The organism is Sulfurisphaera sp., from assembly GCF_059755235.1.
In genome coordinates this window covers 1-21,080 of the sequence record NZ_DBPRYF010000048.1, presented here as the reverse complement: position 1 = coordinate 21,080, position 21,080 = coordinate 1, and the positions used below count along the sequence as shown (strand labels likewise).

The 21,080-nt window shown below is 34.8% G+C and carries 24 protein-coding genes and 1 pseudogene; 11 read left to right on the top strand and 14 right to left on the bottom strand.

What is annotated here, in order from left to right; translation table 11 throughout:
* The first annotated feature begins 143 nt into the window (after positions 1-143).
* Both hel308 and AC3OCB_RS08725 read left to right on the top strand, forming a co-directional pair.
* On the top strand, positions 144-2,270 hold the full coding sequence (hel308, locus tag AC3OCB_RS08730) for an ATP-dependent DNA helicase Hel308 (protein ID WP_498342025.1): 2,127 nt from the start codon (positions 144-146) through the stop codon (positions 2,268-2,270).
* On the top strand, positions 2,239-2,421 hold the full coding sequence (locus AC3OCB_RS08725; protein ID WP_498342023.1) for a hypothetical protein: 183 nt from the start codon (positions 2,239-2,241) through the stop codon (positions 2,419-2,421). The genes hel308 and AC3OCB_RS08725 overlap by 32 nt, the downstream gene beginning before the upstream one ends.
* Here the strand turns inward: AC3OCB_RS08725 and AC3OCB_RS08720 are convergent.
* The 5 genes from AC3OCB_RS08720 to AC3OCB_RS08700 form a co-directional block, all read right to left on the bottom strand.
* Complete coding sequence (locus tag AC3OCB_RS08720; RefSeq protein WP_498342022.1) at positions 2,393-3,964, bottom strand: acyl-CoA carboxylase subunit beta; 1,572 nt, start codon at positions 3,962-3,964, stop codon at positions 2,393-2,395. The genes AC3OCB_RS08725 and AC3OCB_RS08720 overlap by 29 nt on opposite strands.
* Before the next feature lie 45 nt (positions 3,965-4,009).
* Positions 4,010-4,513 (bottom strand): biotin/lipoyl-containing protein, encoded by a 504-nt coding sequence (locus tag AC3OCB_RS08715; RefSeq protein ID WP_498342021.1) that lies wholly within the window; start codon positions 4,511-4,513, stop codon positions 4,010-4,012.
* Entirely contained in the window at positions 4,513-6,048 is a 1,536-nt protein-coding gene (locus AC3OCB_RS08710) for an acetyl-CoA carboxylase biotin carboxylase subunit (RefSeq protein WP_498342020.1), read from the bottom strand. Before AC3OCB_RS08710 ends, AC3OCB_RS08715 begins: the two co-directional genes overlap by 1 nt.
* Positions 6,049-6,245: 197 nt before the next feature.
* The gene (locus tag AC3OCB_RS08705; RefSeq protein WP_498342019.1) at positions 6,246-7,868 is read right to left on the bottom strand and encodes an ABC transporter permease subunit; all 1,623 of its coding nucleotides are present in this window, start codon (positions 7,866-7,868) and stop codon (positions 6,246-6,248) included.
* Positions 7,865-8,569: an ABC transporter ATP-binding protein gene (locus tag AC3OCB_RS08700; protein WP_498342367.1), complete on the bottom strand. Its 705-nt coding sequence runs from the start codon at positions 8,567-8,569 to the stop codon at positions 7,865-7,867. The genes AC3OCB_RS08705 and AC3OCB_RS08700 overlap by 4 nt, the downstream gene beginning before the upstream one ends.
* Positions 8,570-9,051: 482 nt before the next feature.
* Here AC3OCB_RS08700 and AC3OCB_RS08695 point away from each other — a divergent pair, with 482 nt between their 5' ends.
* From AC3OCB_RS08695 to AC3OCB_RS08675, 5 genes are read left to right on the top strand one after another with little or no spacing between them, the layout of a single operon-like run.
* Positions 9,052-9,339, top strand: a complete 288-nt coding sequence (locus AC3OCB_RS08695) for a twin-arginine translocase TatA/TatE family subunit (RefSeq protein WP_498342018.1) — start codon at positions 9,052-9,054, stop codon at positions 9,337-9,339.
* A 27-nt stretch (positions 9,340-9,366) separates the two neighbouring features.
* On the top strand, positions 9,367-9,735 hold the full coding sequence (locus tag AC3OCB_RS08690) for a hypothetical protein (protein ID WP_498342017.1): 369 nt from the start codon (positions 9,367-9,369) through the stop codon (positions 9,733-9,735).
* On the top strand, positions 9,732-10,568 hold the full coding sequence (tatC, locus tag AC3OCB_RS08685; protein ID WP_498342016.1) for a twin-arginine translocase subunit TatC: 837 nt from the start codon (positions 9,732-9,734) through the stop codon (positions 10,566-10,568). Before AC3OCB_RS08690 ends, tatC begins: the two co-directional genes overlap by 4 nt.
* 58 nt (positions 10,569-10,626) lie before the next feature.
* A complete protein-coding gene (locus AC3OCB_RS08680; protein ID WP_498342015.1) occupies positions 10,627-11,874 on the top strand; it encodes a 3-isopropylmalate dehydratase large subunit in 1,248 nt (415 codons plus the stop codon).
* Positions 11,871-12,365: a 3-isopropylmalate dehydratase small subunit gene (locus AC3OCB_RS08675; protein WP_498342014.1), complete on the top strand. Its 495-nt coding sequence runs from the start codon at positions 11,871-11,873 to the stop codon at positions 12,363-12,365. Before AC3OCB_RS08680 ends, AC3OCB_RS08675 begins: the two co-directional genes overlap by 4 nt.
* A gap of 244 nt (positions 12,366-12,609) precedes the next feature.
* Here the strand turns inward: AC3OCB_RS08675 and AC3OCB_RS08670 are convergent, their stop codons facing one another.
* From AC3OCB_RS08670 to AC3OCB_RS08650, 5 genes are all read right to left on the bottom strand, one after another.
* Positions 12,610-12,738 (bottom strand): hypothetical protein, encoded by a 129-nt coding sequence (locus AC3OCB_RS08670; RefSeq protein WP_498342013.1) that lies wholly within the window; start codon positions 12,736-12,738, stop codon positions 12,610-12,612.
* 277 nt (positions 12,739-13,015) lie between these two features.
* Positions 13,016-13,813: a carboxymuconolactone decarboxylase family protein gene (locus AC3OCB_RS08665; RefSeq protein ID WP_498342012.1), complete on the bottom strand. Its 798-nt coding sequence runs from the start codon at positions 13,811-13,813 to the stop codon at positions 13,016-13,018.
* Between the two features lie 71 nt (positions 13,814-13,884).
* On the bottom strand, positions 13,885-14,163 hold the full coding sequence (locus tag AC3OCB_RS08660) for a DsrE family protein (RefSeq protein ID WP_498342365.1): 279 nt from the start codon (positions 14,161-14,163) through the stop codon (positions 13,885-13,887).
* Between the two features lie 435 nt (positions 14,164-14,598).
* Complete coding sequence (bluB, locus tag AC3OCB_RS08655; RefSeq protein ID WP_498342011.1) at positions 14,599-15,264, bottom strand: 5,6-dimethylbenzimidazole synthase; 666 nt, start codon at positions 15,262-15,264, stop codon at positions 14,599-14,601.
* Positions 15,265-15,311: 47 nt separating this feature from the next.
* Positions 15,312-16,487 carry a pyridoxal-phosphate-dependent aminotransferase family protein gene (locus AC3OCB_RS08650; RefSeq protein ID WP_498342010.1) on the bottom strand — a complete coding sequence of 392 codons (1,176 nt, stop codon included), beginning with the start codon at positions 16,485-16,487 and terminating at the stop codon, positions 15,312-15,314.
* A gap of 105 nt (positions 16,488-16,592) precedes the next feature.
* On the opposite strand from AC3OCB_RS08650, the gene AC3OCB_RS08645 reads away from it, so the two are divergent.
* Positions 16,593-16,910, top strand: a complete 318-nt coding sequence (locus tag AC3OCB_RS08645; protein ID WP_498342008.1) for a hypothetical protein — start codon at positions 16,593-16,595, stop codon at positions 16,908-16,910.
* Here the strand turns inward: AC3OCB_RS08645 and AC3OCB_RS08640 are convergent.
* Entirely contained in the window at positions 16,903-17,346 is a 444-nt protein-coding gene (locus tag AC3OCB_RS08640; RefSeq protein ID WP_498342007.1) for an EVE domain-containing protein, read from the bottom strand. The two genes, AC3OCB_RS08645 and AC3OCB_RS08640, sit on opposite strands and share 8 nt — an antisense overlap.
* A 247-nt stretch (positions 17,347-17,593) precedes the next feature.
* Here AC3OCB_RS08640 and AC3OCB_RS08635 point away from each other — a divergent pair, with 247 nt between their 5' ends.
* Positions 17,594-17,854: a hypothetical protein gene (locus tag AC3OCB_RS08635; RefSeq protein WP_498342006.1), complete on the top strand. Its 261-nt coding sequence runs from the start codon at positions 17,594-17,596 to the stop codon at positions 17,852-17,854.
* Here AC3OCB_RS08635 and AC3OCB_RS08630 read toward each other — a convergent pair.
* The 3 genes from AC3OCB_RS08630 to AC3OCB_RS08620 are packed head-to-tail and all read right to left on the bottom strand — an operon-like array spanning position 17,828 to position 19,963.
* Positions 17,828-18,562 (bottom strand): DUF1614 domain-containing protein, encoded by a 735-nt coding sequence (locus AC3OCB_RS08630; protein WP_498342005.1) that lies wholly within the window; start codon positions 18,560-18,562, stop codon positions 17,828-17,830. The two genes, AC3OCB_RS08635 and AC3OCB_RS08630, sit on opposite strands and share 27 nt — an antisense overlap.
* Positions 18,562-19,083, bottom strand: coding sequence for an NTP transferase domain-containing protein (locus AC3OCB_RS08625; RefSeq protein ID WP_498342004.1), 522 nt, complete (start codon positions 19,081-19,083; stop codon positions 18,562-18,564). The genes AC3OCB_RS08630 and AC3OCB_RS08625 overlap by 1 nt, the downstream gene beginning before the upstream one ends.
* Entirely contained in the window at positions 19,022-19,963 is a 942-nt protein-coding gene (locus AC3OCB_RS08620; protein WP_498342002.1) for an AIR synthase family protein, read from the bottom strand. The genes AC3OCB_RS08625 and AC3OCB_RS08620 overlap by 62 nt, the downstream gene beginning before the upstream one ends.
* Positions 19,964-19,983: 20 nt before the next feature.
* Between AC3OCB_RS08620 and AC3OCB_RS08615 the strand changes: the two genes are divergently transcribed.
* Positions 19,984-20,715: an ABC transporter ATP-binding protein gene (locus AC3OCB_RS08615; RefSeq protein WP_498342364.1), complete on the top strand. Its 732-nt coding sequence runs from the start codon at positions 19,984-19,986 to the stop codon at positions 20,713-20,715.
* A pseudogene (locus tag AC3OCB_RS08610) lies at positions 20,712-21,080 on the top strand (ABC transporter permease); the annotation flags it as partial. The gene AC3OCB_RS08615 and the pseudogene AC3OCB_RS08610, both read left to right, overlap by 4 nt.

The following is a 21,080-nucleotide window of genomic DNA, read 5'->3' as shown; positions in this document are numbered from 1 at the left end:
AGATGAACCTTTAAAAAAACTTTACTTGGCAACACCTTAAAGCTAAGTATATATAGAGGGGGTTAACTGACAGTGTATTTTTAAACGTTTTTATGAGTAACAAGCCTTTTAAATAAAAACAGTTAAAAGAAAGTAGTTTTAACATGGAAACTATAGCTATTGACGATTTACCAGTAGACAAGAAAATTATAGAGATTTTAAAAGGTAGAGGAATTAGAAAATTAAACCCTCCTCAAGCTGAAGCTATTAGAAAAGGACTACTAGAAGGAAAAAGACTTCTAGTTACATCTCCTACAGCTTCTGGTAAAACGCTAATAGCAGAACTAGGGATTATTAATTATCTTTTATCTAGGGGTGGGAAGGCTGTCTATATTACTCCACTTAGAGCATTAACGAACGAAAAATATACTACTTTTAAAGATTGGGAAAAGCTAGGTTTAAAAATAGGTATGACTAGCGGTGATTATGATTCAGATGATAGCTGGCTTGAAAATTACGATATAATAGTGACTACATACGAGAAAATAGACTCTTTATGGAGGCACAACGCAAAATGGTTACGAGAAGTTTCTTATTTTGTCTTAGATGAATTTCACTATCTGAATGATCCTGAAAGAGGACCAACAATAGAATCAGTTGCAATAAGGGCTAAGAAAAGAGATGTGATACTTGGGTTAAGTGCAACAATAAGTAATGGTGAAAAAATTGCTAAGTGGTTAGAAGCCGAATTAGTTGCAACAAATTGGAGACCAGTTCCGTTAAAGGAGGGAGTCTTATATCCAGAAACAGAAAAGAAAAAGAAAGATTTTGTAATAATTTATAAAGACAATACTTCTAGAAAAGTTTATGGTGACGACGGTGTAATTGCCTATACTTTAGATATAGTTTCAAAAGGAGGTCAAGTACTTGTATTTAGATCATCAAGAAAACTAGCAGAAACCACAGCAAGGAAAATAGCTCAGAATATGAATTTCATTAAACTTGAGGATAAGAAACTCCTTGAAATAGCTAACCAGATTAAAGAAATCGAGGATGCAGGAAGCAATGAAAAAGAGGATTTACATGACTTGATAATAAAGGGTGTCTCATATCACCACGCTGGTTTATCAAAAGGACTTAGGGATATTATAGAATCTTCATTTAGAGATAGAGTAATAAAAGTAATAGTCGCAACTCCAACACTTGCTGCCGGAGTTAACTTACCAGCTAGGGCTGTAGTAGTAGGTGATATATACAGATATAATAGGAAAGTCCTTGGTTTCATGGAACCTATCCCAGTAATGGACTACAAACAAATGAGCGGAAGAGCCGGAAGACCAGGCTTTGATGAGAATGGCGAAGCAGTAATCGTTGTTAGGTCTAGAAAGGAGGCAGACAAGGTATTTGAAAGATATCTAATGTCTGATGTTGAACCTATTGAATCTAAGTTAGGATCAGAGAGTGCATTTTATTCGTTCCTAATTTCAACTATCGCCTCTGAGGGAGAAATGGATAAAGAGGATCTACTAAGTTATGTTAAAGAGTCTCTTTTACCAAAAGAGCTAATCAAAAAGTACTTTGAGTCTGGGCTAGAGTGGCTTTTAGACCATGATATATTTGGGCTCAAAGACAATAATGTAGTTTTAACTAGATTTGGAAAGAGAATTTCAGACCTTTATATTAACCCCTTTACAGCTGTTACCATTAGAGAAGCATTAGAGAAAAATGAGAAAGGATGTGAAATTGCTTACCTTCATTTATTAGCTTTTACTCCAGATGGACCTTCTCTTAGTGTAGGCAAAGCTGAAGAAGACGCATTAATCGAAGAGCTGGATTGTGAGCTTTTCATAGACGAACCGGATGATGAAATTGAATTCTCAAATTATCTATCAGCATTAAAGACAGCATACGTAATTTATGATTGGATAAATGAAATCGACGAAGATACAATACTTGGCAAATATGGAATTGGGTCAGGTGATCTAAGGGCAATTATTGACACAATGGACTGGTTAACTTATTCTGGATATCATGTTGCCTCAGTTTTGGAGTTAAAAGAACATAAAGATATACTAGACGAGTTGCATCAGAGAGTGAAGGATGGTGTAAAGCCCGAGTTAGTTGAACTTGTGAAAGTACCTGGAATAGGAAGAGTGAGGGCAAGGATGTTGTATCAACATGACATTAAAAGACCAGAAGATATCGTATTAAACCCAGAGAAAGTTAAGCAACTTCTAGGACCTAATTTAGGTGAGAAGATTGTCAGAGCCGCTGCAAGGCTTATTGCTTAAGTACATTATAGAAGGCAAAAATGAGTTTACAGTAAGTTGTGGAGACACAGAGAAAATAAGAAAACTGTTCATTGCTCTAGGAAGAGAAGTTGAAATGGAAAAAATAAATGAGGAAGAATGTCTTATAAAGGTATATTTCCGTGTTTCTTAGGATATCTGTACTCTCTCTTAGTCTTTAACATTTCTAATGCTGCAGCAATTACTCTCCTTGTATCCTTTGGCTCAATTACGTCATCTACTAGTCCTTTCTCAGCAGCCCAGTACGGGTTTGCAAATAGTTTTCTATATTCAGCAATCCTTTGTTTTAATAGGTCATCTGGGTTAGATGCCTGTTGTAATTCTCTTCTGTAGAGGATTCTTACAGCTCCTTCTGGTCCAGTTACTGCTATTTCAGCTGTGGGCCATGCGTAAACTAGATCTGCACCTAAACTCTTGATACTCATTGCTATGTGAGCTCCACCATAAGATTTCCTAATTATCATTGTCACTTTAGGTACTGTTGCTTCTGCAAACGCATAAAGCATCTTAGCACCGTGTCTTATTATTCCTCTGTATTCTTGCTCTGTACCAGGTACATATCCGGGTGTATCAACTAGGCTTACTAAAGGAATGTTGAATGCATCACAGAACCTAATAAACCTAGCAGCTTTATCAGCTGCATCTATATCAATTGAGCCTCCAAACTCCTCTGGATTGTTTGCTACAATACCAACTACATTTCCAGCTATTCTCGCAAATCCGACAATCATATTTTGAGCCCAATGTCTATGTACTTCAAGGAACTCTCCATTATCAACTACTTTGTAAATTATTTCTCTCATGCTATATGGTTTAGCAGCATCGTTGGGAATAATTTGCTCGACACCTGCAACATCTCTGTCTGCTTGGTCTCCAGTGTCCATATATGGAGGTTCTTCCATGTTGTTAGATGGCAAATATGAAAGTAATCTTTTAGTTAAGTTAATTGCCTCTTGCTCACTATCGACCATGAAGTGTACTACACCAGACTTGGTTGCATGAACAACAGCTCCACCGAGGTCTTGATAAGAGACTTCTTCTCCTAATACCACTTTCGTAATTTCTGGGCCAGTGACAAACATGTAATATGCGTCTCCTTTAATCATAATCAAAAAGTCTGTTAATGCTGGGGAATATACTGCACCTCCTGCCGCTGGTCCTGCCATTATTGTAATTTGTGGAATCACACCAGAAGCCATCACATTCATTTTGAATACAGCACCATATCCCTCAAGCGACATTGCGCCCTCTTGGATTCTAGCACCACCTGAATCGTTAATCCCTACTACTGGTGCTCCTACTTTTAATGCGGTTTCATAAATTCTAACTATTTTGTTTGCGTGCATCTCTCCTAGGCTTCCACCAAGAGCTGTGAAGTCTTGTGCATAGGCAAATACTGTTCTTCCGTCAACTTTTCCCCAACCTGTTACTACACCATCACCATATACTTTTTGTTTGTCAAGGCCAAACTCTGTAGCTCTAGTTGTTGCAAAAGTCATTATTTCGCTGTATTTTCCATCATCAAAGAGCATTGAAAGCCTTTCTCTAGCTGTTAATTTGCCTTTGCTGTGTTGGAATTGTATCTTGTCGTCTCCTCCACCTTTATATGCTTTTTCTTTTAATTGCCTTAGTTCTTCTATTAACTTTTCAACCGGGGGTTTTTCATATATAGACATGCTTTTCACCTTTTATTTTTACTAAAAATAATATAAAAAATTTAATTACTTAACTATTAGTAATAAGTCACCTTTCTTTACACCTTGTCCGGGCTTAACCATTATCTTTTGTACAACACCAGCTACTGGTGCCGATATTATGGTCTCACTCTTCATAGCTTCAATTGAAAGCAAAGGCTGACCCTTTGTGACTGCATCACCTTCTTTTACTCTTATTTGTACAATTCTTCCTTGCATTGGAGATAACACCTCTCCTTCTTTTCCTTTTATAAGTTCTTCAAGGGACTTTCCTTGTTCTACTGGTGTCTCAGTTATCCTATCTACCTTGAACAAGGACTCGTCATCAATTATGATAAAACCATTATCAATATAAGCTCTATGAATTTCTCCGTTAATCTTAAAGAGCATTTCTCCTTCTCTCCAGCCTGGTCCAACGTATTCTATTTCAAATTTGTTGTCTTCAAAGCTTATGATATCTTTATTGCCTTTTTGATCGTAAGTAACAGTAAAATTATCTCCTAAATCTGAAGATACTCTGATTAGCTTCATTACCACATCACCCTATAAGAAGCTTGTTGGTTTAACCCATATGATTTCCAGTTTGATTTTCTTGTTGCTTGTGTCGTTTGCTGTTGAGTTGATGAGGCTTTCCTTAATAAACCCCTTTCAAAAATTGCTGTCGCTAGAGCAGCTTTCATTTGCTCCTTTTGTTTAAGATACTTAATGAACTGTTCTCTCTTCTCAGAAATGTAGGCTATGCTAAACTTTCCTTTTTGAAAATCTTCATCTTGTGTTATCCATTTATACAACTCAATAGTTGTCTTTATTCCCCCAATCTTATAATCATTTAATGCTCTAACACCTGCTTGAATTGCATACGGTCTATTTTCACCATATACAATCAACTTTGAAACTAGTGAATCATAGAATGGGGGTACATAACTACCCAAGGTAACACCACTATCTACTCTAACTCCAGGGCCAGTAGGTTCTCTATAGTAAGTTATAAAACCGGAATTACCTGTAAAATCGTTTAAAGGATCCTCGGAATTAATTCTAAATTCTATTGCGTGTCCCCTTACTCTTTTATTTATTTCTTCTTGTGTGAAGGGCAGATGTTCTCCTGCAGCGATATTAATTTGGAGTTTTACCAAATCAATTCTGAAGATTAACTCAGTAATTGGGTGCTCTACTTGTAATCTTTTGTTTAATTCAAGGAAGTAAAACTCTCTTGTAGTATCAGAAAAGACTGTTTCAAAGGTTCCAAGTGTATAGTAATGAATAAGTTGTCCGTATTTCATGATTGGCTCAAACATTCTCTCTCTTTCTTCCATTTTTACAGCGGGTGAAGGTGCCTCTTCAATTAATTTCTGGTTTCTTCTTTGGATAGTACATTCTCTTTCCCATGCGACAACGTAGTTTCCATACTTATCACCTATTAGTTGGAACTCGATGTGTCGCGGATTTACTGCAGCTTTTTCGATGTACAAATCAGCTTTTCCAAAAGCTTGATAAGCTAACCTTTTGTTTCTTTCCCACACTTCTGCTAGTTGGTCTGGGCTATCCACCCTCGTTATACCTGTACCTCCTCCTCCGTAAGCCGCTTTAACCATTATTGGATAACCAATTTTTTCTGCAATTTTCAAAGCCTCATCTAAGCTTTCAACTGGCCCATCAGAGCCGGGTGATACCGGTACACCAGCTTGTACAGCAAGTCTCTTTCCATCTAGTTTGCTCTTAATTGCTGTCATAGCCTCTACAGGCGGGCCTATCCATGTCATTCCTGCTTTTGTTACTGCTTCAGCAAAATCTGCGTTTTCAGAAAGGAAACCATAACCTGGATGAATAGCATCTGCATGGGCTTTTTCAGCTGCATTAATAATTGACTGAATATTTAGATAGCTTTCTAATGCAGGAGCGGGACCTATATAATATGCTTCATCAGCATATTTTACATGCAAAGCATATTTGTCTGCCTCAGAATAAACTGCAACAGCTTTCATGCCCATTTCTTTAATAGCTTTCATAACTCTTACAGCAATTTCCCCTCTATTAGCTACTAGAACTTTTCCAAAAGGTGGCATTTTTTGTCATATAATAAAGTAATTTAGAGTTTAAAAAGTTTTAATATTACACTTTTTATCATACAGATTAAACATATTTCTTAATTATAATTTAGTTTTTATTTCTAATATATTTGAGAAAGAAAAATCAAGAGATTAAAAAAGGGAAAAAATCAGTGCTCGCGCATGTCATCAACAATCAGGTCCCGGATTCCACATCATGCAAGATAGATTCCTTCTTCAGCAATATATTTCTTTCTTGCCAGATCCATTAGCTTTCTTGTAAAGAGTATTGAATATATTATTACGATAACTCCAAAGAATACAGAAACCCAAGACGCTAACAGAATATTTCCATTAGCAGTAGATACATCTATAATCCTCATAAGACCAGTATGAACACCTAAATTGTAACCTTGTATAATGTGGGGCCAGTATTCTCCTATTGCAAGACCTCCCCAAGCGCTATTTATTGTACTGGATAAACCCACAATTATATAAGGAAAAGTGCCAGGCAAAATTACATATCTCATCTTTTGCCAGAAGTTAAAGTCATAGTTTTTCATAATTTCCCAGTATTGTTGTGGTAAATTCTTTATCCCCATCCAGAAACTATAGAACACATAGTAAAAAGTTGATATAAAACCTAGAAAGAGTACATACACTTCATTAGTAAAAGGCCCAAAGGCTTTGCTTACGAAAGATATGGTTACAAGAAAGAGCAATGGGAAATAAGCAGGGGCAGGTAATGAAGCATAGGCTTGAATGAATGGAACAATAATTTTTTCAGCTCTTTCATGTGTGGCAACATAATATCCTACAAAAATTGCAAAAACTAATGAGATTCCGGCGATTATTGCAACTCTTAGATAATCGGCTCCTATTGCAATTAGATCTTCTGGTATAGTAGATATTAAATAACTCCATGTAGAGAGAGGAACGGATAAAATTGTGTTGATAGCGCCATATAGGATTAAAGCTAAAAGCAGTACGCCAGCTAAAATTCCGCTTATTTTCCACAAATATTTGTGCTCTTTTTCTTCTTCATCTTCAACACTTCTTCTTAGTTTTACTGGAGTAGGAAATACTTTAGATAATTTGGCTGTAGAAGAAAGAGCATTAGTTAGTCTTATGGTATAACCAAAATGTATTCTTCCCCTCTTTTTTACAGTAATTTCAGTATCTAAACCATATTTCTCTATAGTATATTTAGAAAAATCTCTAAGCAGAATTGTAATTATAGTCGTAAAAATTCCTACTACTATAACACCTATTAGTCCGTTAAGATAATCTCCACTAGATACGAAATTGGCAATAACTGTTCCAATACCGAATACTTGAAAAGTGTGAACCCCAACAGCAAAAACTTCACTAACAGTTATATAAAACATAGCGTCAGCAAAACTAGGTATTAAGTTTGCAGCAATTCTAGGCAGAGAAAATGGAATATAAACTCTCCGTAATGTTCCCCAGAATTTTAACCGGTAGTTTTCTGCTACCTCAAGAAGGTCTTGCGGTACAGTTTTGAAAGCTTGATATTCTCCCATCCAAATATTCCATACAACTGCAGTAAACACTAAGAAAAGAACAGCAAATTCTACACCTAGACTACCACCTATGTCAAATACAAAGAAGACTAAAACAACCGGGAAGAAGCTAAAAACTGGTACTGACTCAAAGACTTCTATTAAACTTATGTAAATATTCTCAAAAATTCTATTTTTAACACTTGCATATGCCAAGAACCAGCCACTAACTATAGAAAACAAAATTACAACCCATACTCTTCCAATTGTAACCATAGAAGCTAAAATCATCGTAATGAGAAGCGAAAGGTTCATTCTTTACCCTCACCATTCAATCTTTTCTTTATTGGTGTTAAAGACTTGTAGAGCTGATCTAAGTATTTAGAGAACTGTGGATCTCTAGGATCTCTAGGTCTTTCCATTTCAATCTTTATGACATCAACTACTGTAGCCGGACTACCGTTAAGTACATAAATTCTATCTGAAAGCTCTACAACCTCATTGAGGTTATGTGAAACCAATACTGCAGATCTGAGATTTGTGTCTGGTGAGAATATCATCTGGTAAATCTCTTGCCTTAATCCTTCAGCCGTTAACTCGTCCAAATGAGAGAAAGGCTCGTCCATTAGTAAAACTACTGGTTCAGCTGCCAATGCTCTAGCAATAGCTATCCTTTGTCTCATTCCTCCGCTTAATTGCTTAGGGTAGAAATCTTCGAACCCAGATAAACCTACTATTTCCAACATTTTTCTAGCTATTTTATCTTCCTCTTCTTTTGGTAATTTTCTATATTTTAATCCAAGCTTAACGTTTTCCAATGCGGTCATCCAAGGGAAGGTAGCAATAGACTGATGAACTAGTGCAATTTTTGGTGTTGGCTTAGTTATCTTCTTTCCTAGTAGTCTAACTTCTCCTTCTTTTGGTGGTATGAAGCCTCCTAAGATTCTAAGTAGTGTGGATTTACCTATTCCAGAAGGACCAACTATAGCTATTAACTCCTTATCATAAGCTGTTATATTAACTTCCTTGAAGACAAAGTTATTTCCAACATAAGCGTAAGCTAAGTTTATTCCTTCTAAGATTCTTCCATCTGACCACCAAGTCTAACTTTTCGATATTATTAAAAAGTTTTGCTTATTCCTTTTTTGTATGATTTGATTTATTCGGAAAACTGCATCTTTTTTATCATATTCTTGTTGTTTTTATACGGAAGCTCACTAAAATATAATATTACTACCATCTTAACTTTCTAGAAGGGATAGTTAAAACTCTTAACTTCAATATCTATAATATAGTAAAAAGGATCGCTTTTCTCCTCCATATTCTTTATTAATCATAGAATCTCGTATACTCATTATAAACTTATGAAAGTTAATGTAAAGTTCATTAAAGTATGAAAAATAACTATCCATAAATAAATATGCTCTATTAGTCATATTCATAAAATTGGAAGCAAAGTTTATTAATAAGCACGAGAAAGAATTTAAATGATAAAAGTATGGCATTCGGCCCCACAGATACAATAATATTGATTGTTGTAGCCCTAATAGTGCTATTCGGAGCTTCAAAATTACCAGATATTTTTAGATCTCTAGGAAGAGCCACTGGTGAATTCAAGAAGGGTAAGTTAGAATCAGAGATGGAATTGGCACAGCTACAACAACAAGTGCAGCAACCACAAGTACAACAACCTACCTCAAGAGAAAAAGAATTAGAAAACAAGTTACAAGAACTTCAAAAGCAATTAGATGAATTAAAGAAACAATCTCAAAATCAATCTAAGTAATTTCCCTTTTTTATCACGGTGATCAAAATGATAGGAAATTTAGATGATTTTTTAATTATTGTATTAGTGGGTGTTTTACTCTTTGCAGGAGATAAAAGCTCTGCAAGCTCTATAAAAAATGTGCTTAAAGGGTACAATGAATTCAAGAAAAGGAGAGATGAGTTAATGACTGAATTAAGGAAAGAACTCAATCAAGTAACTGAGGAGACTACGACACCAGTAAAAGAAGTTTCCAATCATTTCAGAGCCGGTGTTAAAGAGCTAAACAATACATATAGTGATACAAGAAGCAGTTTAGAGAACATGAGGGTAAAATTATTAGAAGAAAGGATAAAGGAGCTTGAAAGAGAACTGGAAGAATTAAAGAAGAATCAAAATGGCAGTGATATCAAATGAGTGTTCAGAAACCCACTACCGATAAGGAGACTCCTTTAATTGAACATTTAAAAGAGCTTGCAATTAGAGTTAAAAATATAATTATTTATCTCTCTATATTCTTTTTCATATACTTTGCTTTTGATATTTCGTTTATTAAAGTAGGGGCTTATACAATTCCTATTATTTATCCGTCTCTTTATCATAGTATTGCAATTGAGGTTGATAATATGTTCTTAGATAGAGTAAAACCTGCAGGTCTTCATTTAATCACGTTAAACCCATTTGATCCCTTATATGCCTCAATGTATGTCTCATTTCTATTAGCCTTAATAACTTCATTTCCATTAGTATTTAGAGAGATCTGGGCGTTTATTGCTCCAGGGTTGTATGAGCATGAGAAAAAAGTTGTTAGGAATGTCTTACTTCCTGCTACAGCTCTTTTTATTGCAGGAGCTTCTTTTGCCTATTTTTTAATTATTCCTTTTATGATGTTATTTGTTTATAGACTAGACCTAGAGTTAGGAGTAGATCCCACCCTTAGTTTAAGATCCTTTGTAAGTACTGTAGTAACTCTAATGGTAGCTGTAGGCGGTTCTTTTGAATTCCCATTAGTTATGACTTCTTTGACCCAATTAGGTTTAGTAAAAGCAAAGACATGGAGAGAAAACTGGAGATGGGGAGTTTTAGTTTCGTTTATAATAGCATGGATAGTTTCTCCTGGTACAACTGGGGGATTAATAGAAACAACTATCGGTGTAACTCTATCTACTTTATATTTTGTAGGAGTTATAGTTTCGTCAATTATTGAAAAGAGGAGATCGAAAAAAGAAAACAGCTTATTAGTAAAATAACTGAAATCGAACGAATTTTAAACTAATATTTATTTTCTACTTTTTCATTCTAATATACGTGCCTCAAACATTAACCGAAAAAATTTTGAGTAGGGCAGCTGGGAAGACTGTAACACCCGGAGACGTAGTAGAGATAAAAGTAGATATTGCCGCGTTTCACGACCTAACTGGTTATCACGTAATAGAAGTAATGGAAAAAGCTGGAATGCTGAAAGTTTTTGATAAACAGAAAATTGTAATAGCGTTTGACCATTTAGCTCCACCACCAGATGTTAGAAGTGCAGAAATACAAGACCAAATAAGAAAATTCGTGAAAGACTTAAAGATGCCAAACTTTCATGACATAAACTATGGGATATTACATCAAGTGTTGTTAGAAAAATATGCTAACCCCGGGTATGTAATAGTTGCTGCAGATAGCCATACTACAACTTCTGGTGCAGTTGGAGCTTTTGCTCAAGGTCTAGGAGCTAGCGATGTTGCTGCAGCAGTAATAACTGGAAAAACATGGATAATGGTTCCCCAACCATTCAAAGTCACATTAGAAGGTAAGCCTGGTAAATGGATAAACGGTAAAGATGTGGCATTGAAGATTCTAGGTGACTTTAAGGCAGATTACTTTAATGGAATGACTTTAGAGGTATTTGTAAAGGAGCCATCAGCTTTCCCAATGGACTATAGAGCTACAGTTTCAAATATGGGTATTGAAATGAACGCAGATGCATTAATGTTTATACCAGACTCAGAGACAGTAAACTATATTAAAACTATGAGAGGGTATGAGCCACAAGTAGTTACACCAGATGAAGGTGCAAAGTATGTTGATGAATATACAATTGATCTTGGAAAATTAGACCCATTAGTTGCTGCTCCTCACAGTGTAGATAACGTTAAGACAGTAAATGAGGTCGAAGGAACTCCGGTTGATCAAGTGTTTATTGGCTCTTGTACAAATGGTAGAGTAAGTGACTTTGAAATGGCTGCCAAGATATTAAAGGGTAAAAAAGTTAAAGCAAGGTGTATTGCAATTCCAGCATCATACAATTTGTTCAAAAAAGTAATGGACTTAGGATATATAGAGACTTTAGTTGACGCAGGATGCATAATAACTTATGGAACGTGTGGACCTTGTTTAGGAGGGCATTTTGGTGTTGCAGGGCCCGGCGAAACTATTGTATCTACAAGTTCAAGAAACTTTAAAGGAAGGATGGGAAGTAATGAATCAAAAGTTTATTTGGCAGGGCCTGCAGTTGCAGCAGCCTCTGCGTTAGAGGGTAAAATAACTGATCCAAGGGTGGTAGCATGATAGTAGAAGGAAAAGTAATGAAATTTGGAGATAAAATAGATACAGATATAATAATACCAGCAAGATACTTAAAGTATACTGACCCACAATATTTAGCTCAACACGCAATGGAACCACTAGATCCAGAGTTTTATAAAAAAGCTTCTGTCGGTGTAATTTTAGTTGCTGGTAAGGTATTTGGTATGGGATCTTCAAGAGAGCAAGCTGCAATTGCTCTAAAGGCTGCAGGAGTAAGGGCAATAATTGCCGAATCTTTTGCAAGGATATTCTATAGAAACGCAATAAACAATGGTTTACCAGCAATAGTTTTACCGGAAGCTACTAAGTTGATTAACCAAGATGATTATGTAAAAGTCAATGTTGAGACTGGAGAAATTATAGTAAACAATCAAAAGACATACAAAGGTAAGGGAATAAGCGGAATGCCTTTAGATATACTGAAGACTGGCGGATTATTAGATTATTTAAAGAAAGTTTCGGTTAACAACTAAGATTTTCCCGAAATAAAAAGATTTTTGTATTTTTAGTCCCTTTTTTATCATATGAGAGTTAGTTTCGTTTTACTCTCTCTCTTATTTATGCTGGTAGATGAGCCTATAGCTCTCTATTCACTAGGAAAAGTATATGGAAATGAAGTGATGTCTTTAGCTCTTTCGCCCTGGATCCTCGTACCATATTCGTTAATAGTATTTTTCGTTGAATATCTAATAATTTCAGCTTTTTATCAAGTATTGTCTAAATTTTTGCATTCCTTAAAGAGAGTAAAAGGCTCTCACTAGGTTTCTTTTCCCATTCATTTTCAAATACTAAGTCCTCTGGAGATTGCTGTTCCCTTTGCTCTCTCGCATCGTTGTATGGACTCATCTTATTTCAAGCTATATTAACTTAAAGCATCCGTAAAAACTTTCTATTTCTCGGCCCTACCTTATATAAGATTCATATATGATGTAAGTTTTCCTTTGCTAAATACCTTAGATGTGTTGTTAATATCTGCAAGAATGCACGTACTGAATATATGTTTATTCCTTAGTTGCCATTAGAAGTCTCACTTTATCATTATCCTTTACTCAGCAATGAATCGCATTAAAAATAAAAAATTTTACAAGGAAAAAATTTTGGAAAACTTATAAGAATCCTATTTTTATTGATTTTCTCCCATTTTTCTTAGGATTTCAAGACCATTTACAAAGGCTCTATTCCCTGTGATAAATCTAATTATTGCAACCGTATCTAAAAGTTCTTTAACGGTACCCCCATTTTTAAAGTATTGAGTCAAATACACCTTTTCGCATTCAAGACTATGTATTGAAGCGCTTACAGCATATGCTATTAAAAATGCATACTTCTTTTCAAGTTTTAAAGGATTCTGAAGCAGCTCATTGCTTTCTCTCAAATGCTCTTTCAAAAGGTCTACAGAATATTGGGATAATGCTTTAGGGGATTCTGGAACAAATCCGAGCCCTGATTCGATTTTCTTTAAAATATTCTCTGCCTCTTCTTTTTCGCTTGGACTTATATCAACATTTCCTACGACTGCGGGAAATGTGCTTGACACTGTCATAAGGGTCGAAGACATTAAAGCCATTTTTGTGAAGCGCATTGTATCAAGGATCTCGTCATTTGTAGCACCAAATTTCTTTGCTAACCTATAATGAATCATTGCAGATTCTTTTGGCCCGTTTGCTAGTGCAACTGCCATTGCTATTAATGCTGCAATCTTTTTTGGTATGTTTTCTCTGCCAAGATAAAGCTTTATGTTTTCATTAAACTGTTCTATGGCTAGATTTTCATTATATTTCGCTAGAAGCCTTATTACCTCAGGTACTTCTCCAAGAGAATTTTTTGCAAATTCTTCAATTTCTTTATAAGTTACCAATATCTTACCCGATACTATGTTTGTATCCAATGTATTTAAAACTATTTCTTTGCATGTTATCATAAATTGAAACTTTGTACTAAATTAATATAAATCACAAAGAAAAAGAAAAAAATTAATACATTATCAAAAATTTACACATGTATGTAGTACCATCCGTCTTGTTGTTTTCTTAGTATTTCAACAAATCCTCCTTTGGGAGTTGCTTCTACACCATGAACAAGATCAGAGGGCTTAATATTATGCATTTCCATAGATGTTCTGCATGCCATCACTTTTACTTTTTCCGCACCTAGCATGGGTTTTATGGCTTTCTCATCGGTTACTGCATGTATAGCTGTTTCAAGGAATACAACTTCTATGCGTTCGATATCTTTCTCCATAGCAAGATGCGTGGCAACAACATTTGCCATATCAATTTTTTCCTTTTCTGACACTTATATTATTATATTCATAACATTAGTTTGTTTCAAATTAACCTATAAAATATACTATAAAACTTGATGTATCTACTGTCCTGAAATCATTGAATATAGAAAAGGCGCGTTTTCAAATAAAGGTTCTTAAAGCTGAATAAACACAAGACCGACAATATTATCAGAGCAAAAATAAAAGAAAAGAGCTACAAGCAGGTTGCAAGGAATCTGGAAATAAGTGTATCGATAGTGAAAATGGTTATTTCTTGTGTCTTTTTGACTATAGCATCAATAATTTTTCCAGCTAATTCAAGGTACGTTCCTAAATTGTTGATATATCATATATATTAATTTATGTTAATTCTATAGATCTATTGTCAAATACTTTTTTCGTTGAATATCTAATAATTTCAGCTTTTTATCAAGTATTGTCTAAATTTTTGCATTCCTTAAAGAGAGTAAAAGGCTCTCACTAGTTTTCTTTCCCCATTCATTTTCAAATACTAAGTCCTCTAGAGGAAGTCTTCTTCCCCAACCCTTTTCTTCTAACTCTGGTATTTCCGGGAACTTTGATGCATAACATAGAGTCAAATATGCTATTACTTCTATGTTATTGGGAATTCTTAAAATCCTCTTTAAATCTTCTTTTCTAAAGAAGCTAACCCAACCAACTCCAATACCTTCGGCTGTAGCTGATAACCAGAGATTTTCTATTGCTAGAACAGTTGAGTAGTTACACGTTTCTGGTATTGTGAGTCTACCCAAAACATAAGGCCCAAATCTGTTCATATCACAAGTTACTACTAAATTTACTGGTGACTCTAATATTGCATCAATCTTTATTTTATCAAATATTTTCTTCTTTTCTTCGTCTAGTTTTTCTCTAAAATCTCTTCTTTGTTCATCTACTAACTCTTTAACTTTCCTCTTTATTTTCTCATCTTTTATTACAATAAAATTCCATGGCTGAGAATATCCTACTGAAGGTGCTAGATGTGCTGATAAAAGCAGTTTAGCTAAAACCTCATCTGGAATAGGATCGCTTTTACAATAACTCCTTAGGTCTCTTCTTCTTTTTATTGCTTCATACAAGTCCATGGTTAAGTTATCCAAATGTAGGTTTATATATTTAAAGAAAAAAGATTTCATTCACTATTGCTTAAGTAAAGTTGTAATGCTTTTACTCCCTCTCCTACTCTTACGTCCTCACCCAACTTTCTAAGCACTCTTTCAATTGTTGCTATGGTTGCTACTGCATCATTCTCTGTAACCCATCCCATATGACCAATCCTAAAGTATTTACCTTGTAACGCTGGATGAACGCCTGGGGCTAGTTCAATACCTTCTGACACTATGTCTGTAAGCACATTTCCAGCATTTACTTTCTTAAGCAAAACACCTGTCACAGTATTGCTGTAAGCTTCTGGTCTTTTTGCTACTATTTCAAGCCCCATACCTTCAACACCTGCCCTTATAGCTGAAGCTACTCTTTCATGTCTTTTTATCCTATTCTCAAGCCCTTCCTCTTCTGTAATTATCTTGAGAGCTTCTTGTAGCATTAGAATTGTATGGACTGGAGGGGTTGAGAAATACACTCCTTTTCCTTCTTCCATTCCTCTCATAACTGGTAACCAGTTTCTTAAGTCAAGATAATATCCAGCAATACTTTTTTCGTCACTTAGCCTTTTCATTGCATTTTCAGATAATACTAAAATCCCGAGGCCCGGAGGTACACCTATTGCTTTTTGGCTAGCTGTTAAGTACACATCTACTCCCCAATCTTTTGCCTTTACTTCTTCAGCCCCAACACTTGAAACTCCGTCTACAACAACTAAATCAACCTGGTCTCTCACTGCCTTTACACTTTCCTTAATCGGTTGTCTAACTCCAGTACTAGTTTCTACGTGAGTAAATGTAACTAAGGAGTACCTCTCTTTTTTAACTTGTTTTTCTACCGTCTCAGGGTCTACGTAGTAGCCTGGCTCGGACTTTAATACATCAACCTTCACAGGGTATTTTTTAAAAATGTTTATCCATCTATCACCGAACACTCCGTTGCTTACTACAAGCACTCTTTCTCCTTCCTTAAGTAATGAAGTTACACTTTCCATAGCAGAAGTTCCGCCACCAGGGATTAAGAAGGGTTGATATGTACTGTCTACTTGAAATAGTTCTCTCGTCTTTTTCAGTGAGTATTGAAATGCTTGTATAAATTCTGGCGATGAAAATCCTACGTTATTTTTCAGTCCTACATAAAGTATTCTATCAAGTATATTTACTGGACCTACGTGCATGAGAATTCTTTTTTCTTTTCTTAACATGAGATATATCACGACTGAAAGTATTTATTCTTTTTAGTTTAGGAGAAACTCTAACATGTATTATCTTGCCCATCTTTTATAATAATACTACATAAGATATTGATCATGATTGATTTAGCTAACTATATGGTAATTAGGAAGACTTTCGAAAATTTCAAAGATGATTTTTCGAGTTGCACGAATGTGAAGGAATTGAAGCTTAAAACTCAGAAATTCCTATCTTTCATTTCATCTCTAGATGTGGAAAGTAGTTTAAAAGATTTTGTTGCGAAGCAGAAAGAGATTGCTAAGAGATTGCTTCTAGTGATAAATATTCGTTATATTATAATCTTTATGTACAAGTATTTAGTTCAAAGACTTCTCTCTCAGCTTCTTTCATTAATTAACAACGCTCTCAGCATTTTAGGTTCTCAAATTAGATGATTGAAGCTTTAAGGCACTCTTCAATTTTTTTAGCATCTTCTTCTGGTACAGGTCTTTTAAGGTTTGCTGGGACATTTCTTAAATACTTGGAAAATTGATATTTGTCTTCTATGAATGAAAGAGATTTAATCAACTCCCTAGAATCACATTCGCCGATGATTACTGGTTCTACTTTTACTCTATATATATCAATCGCTTTCCCAGTTAACTGTTCATTAGGGTAGAGTATTGTTTCGTCAACGTACCAATCAGAAACTACTCTATATATTCCGACAAATTTCCCTCCATATTTTTTCGCATAGTATTTGTTAACATAAAATATTATATAATCACCTACTTTGATGTATCTTTGCACAGATTCTTTGCGAAACCCAAATATGTTAGTTTTAACGACTGTTTCCCAAAAGTCTTCTTGTACTGGCACTATCCAATACATACAAGATTTCACTCTTCATGAAAATATTTAAATGTATTGTAATATTACCGCTTGAAAACTAGAGGTTACTTAAACGAATTTGCTTGGTAATGAAATAAAGAAAGAAAATTCGGAAATGACTTAAGTATTTCAAATAACACAAAAGTTTTATCTCGAGAAGAAATTTGATATTTTGTCGAACTTCCTCTTCATTCCTAAAAGCGTTTAGTTGTAAGCTTTATTAGTGATGAAGACTACAATTATTAACGTGAAAAAGCTATTTCTCTTTACAACTCCTAAAAGAAGATCTTCTGTGGAGGAGTATGAACTCTCTCTCCTCTCAAGGATTGATGAAAAATTTGGCCTTGGGGAATTAATGGAGTATGGAAGATGGAGTGAAGGGGAAATAAATTACGTTTATGCTAGGTTTAGAGGAGGAAGTGTCAAGCTTAGGTATATAGAAGGAAAAGAAGGTATTGCATCAATTAGGATGAAAAAATACTTAAATGAGAAGAAAGATTTCAGCTAACATAACTGCAAATAATCCAGACATAAATATTCCGTCAAAGGTTCCCATACCTCCAATACTTACGACTTGTGGACTTGATTCGATAATTTTCTTCAAATTCAGTAAGTCAGCCCCTATTAAAGACCCCAAGACGCTACTAATATAAGCCGAGACTGGTATTAAGTAACTCATTTTGTAAAAGATCATGTAACTTAGTAGGACTGAAAAAAGTGGGGCAATAAGCGGATTCATAACTACTCCTACACCCGGGACTACCCTAGAAAAAATTTTACATATTACAATTAGAAGAACTAGATCAATTAGCAAAAGGAAAAATGTGTTCCCTTTAAACGCTAAGTACATTAAAGTTATAGAAAGTAATGTTGGTATTATAGCTCCTCCTACATTTACAGCTATAAGTGTTTTCATTATCCTTTGAGCTATTCTTGGTACATAAACTGGAATTCCAAAAACGTAAACTACATCGACTTCTGGTGCTAAAGCTTCCCTATTAACTTCTTTAATTACAATGTTTACTGGGCTAAAGACTAAGCTAAAAAGAGCTAATTCTACAGATAACAAATAACTTATGAGAGGATTGACACCAACGGTTTTGAGTAATGAAGTGAAGTATCCAATTGATACAAAGAATATTATTATCCCAAGAAAGGCATAACCGATTGCAAAAACGCCTCTGAATGGTGTTAGTATTAAGATTCTTTTAGCCACTAGCTATATTCCATCTCCCTACATAAATTTTTTACAGTAATATAGTCAGAGAAGGTGTTTACGTTAATTATTTCACCGTCATAGTACACATTCTCATAGTCTTCAAAGTCTAATCTATTCCATAGGCTTATTCCAACAAATCCGTTTTTCGTTACTAATGAACAAATTGATTTTTTACATGAAAATAGAGAAAGAATAGCTTCTTCTCGTATAAATGGTGTGTCAGATGGTACTATTAGAGTAGGAAAACCTGTCTTTCTTAAAACTGAAACAACGTCATATTCATATCCTTTACCTTCTGTGAGAATTTTCTTAAAATCAGTAAAAACTAATGGACTTGACGGTGTAATAGCTAGATAAATTTCTCTAGTAAAGTTAGTTAGTGTTTTGTAAACCCAATAAAACATAGGGTAACCGCATAAATCAAGAATTGGCTTAAGGGGGGAAAGTCTAGTACCCTTACCTCCTGCCATTATGACTGCTTTCAAATTTAACAAGTTCCTCCTCGAAGTCATTTTCATAAGTACCCTCTCCTTTTATTTCTAATACACCCTCTCCTTCAACTATTTTACCTATTATAACACCTCCAAGCTCTTCTATCTTTCTTGGTTCTCTTGTTATCACGACAAAAGCACCAGAAGAAATTAAAGTATAAGGATTGAGGTTTAGCGCTTTAGTTATTTCTGCAGTTTCATTAAGAAGTGGCGGTCTCTTTTCAATAAACACTTTCTTTCCAGTGGCTTTTGCTATTTCTAGTAATGCTTGATAAACTCCTCCTTCAGTTGTATCATGCATTGCAACAACATAGTCTTTAACTCTTATAGCGGTCTCTTGTACTGGGATCAACTTCTTTAGTTCTTTAGCTTTTTCTATGCTTGTTTTGGAAACTCCCCTCTTGATAAGTTCTTCTTCATATTCATTTGCTAGAATCCATGTCCCCTCTAAACCTGCATAACCAAAGAATCCAATATAATCTCCAACTTTTCCATCTGATAATTTGACAATACGATCTGAAAAGGAAAATGCTGTTGTTATTACAATGTCTTGTTGTAAACCCCTTGTTACTTCAGTATGCCCTCCAACAACTGAACAATTAAGTATCGCACACGCTTCGTTAATACCGTCAATTACTTCGTCTAGGTTCTCCTTTTTAGAAAGTAAAATAGTAGTTAGAACCCATTTACAAGGTACCCCTTTCATATTAACATCATTGCAAGCTACTGCTATCGAGAGAAAACCAGCATCTTTACCAGCTTCAGTTATTGGATCAGAGTGAATTACTAAGTATTTTCCCTCTATCTTTACAATTGCATCATCTTCTCCTATAGATGGGCAAACGTTACAATTTCCCGATCTAATTTTATCCAAGAAATCTTTTAAAGGGATTTTTCCAAAAAGCATAAATTTTATTCGATCAACGGATAAATATGCATTTAATTGAAGTTGATGATTTAAGGAAAATTTACAAAAATGACGTTGAAGCATTACAAGGCATTTCTTTCACTGTTGATGAGGGTGAGATATTTTCCTTTTTAGGCCCAAACGGAGCCGGTAAAACTACTACCATTAAGATCTTATCTTGTGTACTTAAACCCACAAAAGGCAAAGTAATCGTTGCTGGATACTCCTCTCCAAAAGACTGTGGAAAAATAAGGAACATTGTAACTGTTGTGCCCCAAGATTTTCAAGGGTTTTCTGACTTAACTGTTAGGGAAAACATTGAATATTTTGCTAAGCTTTACTCTTCAGATAAGGTAGAAGAGATAATAGAGAAGCTTGATTTAAAAGAACATGAAAGAAAAAGATTTAGAGAGTTATCAGGAGGATTGAAGAGAAGAGTTGGAATAGCTTGTGGACTTGTAGGGAATCCTAAAGTGATTTTCCTTGACGAGCCAACAACCGGTTTAGATCCTAAATCAAGGAGAAACATTTGGGAATTAATAAAATCGTTGAAAAATGAGAGAATTACAATCTTTTTAGCTACTCACTACCTAGATGAAGCAGAGAAATTGGCTGATAAAGTTGCGGTAATATACAAAGGAAAGATAGTTAAAATCTCATCTCCAACTGAATTAATGAAAGAATTTCAGAAAGAGAATTTAGAAGAAGCTTATCTAGCATTAATAAATCAAATAGAGAGTGAGAGAGAATGAGAAACATTATACCTACAGCAGTTGCAATCATAAAGGATAACCTTAGAAGTAAAGTGACAATTTTCTTCGTAGTTTTCTTTCCATTACTCATAGCAACTATCTTCTCCCTTATTACAATATCTCCTCAACCTCATATTACTGTTTATGTTCAAGGGGATAATGCAACTCAAATAGCTTCCTATTTAAATTCTAGCAAACTTTTCATAGGAATTATGGGCGGAAATCCATCTTTAGTTAAATTAAATCAGCAAGCTATGTTTTTAAATTTAACTAGTAAAGAAATTTATTATAATCAACTAGAGAGCAATTATGTTCCAGTACTTCAAGCTTATTTATCCTCTTATCCCCAAAAGGATGATTTCAAA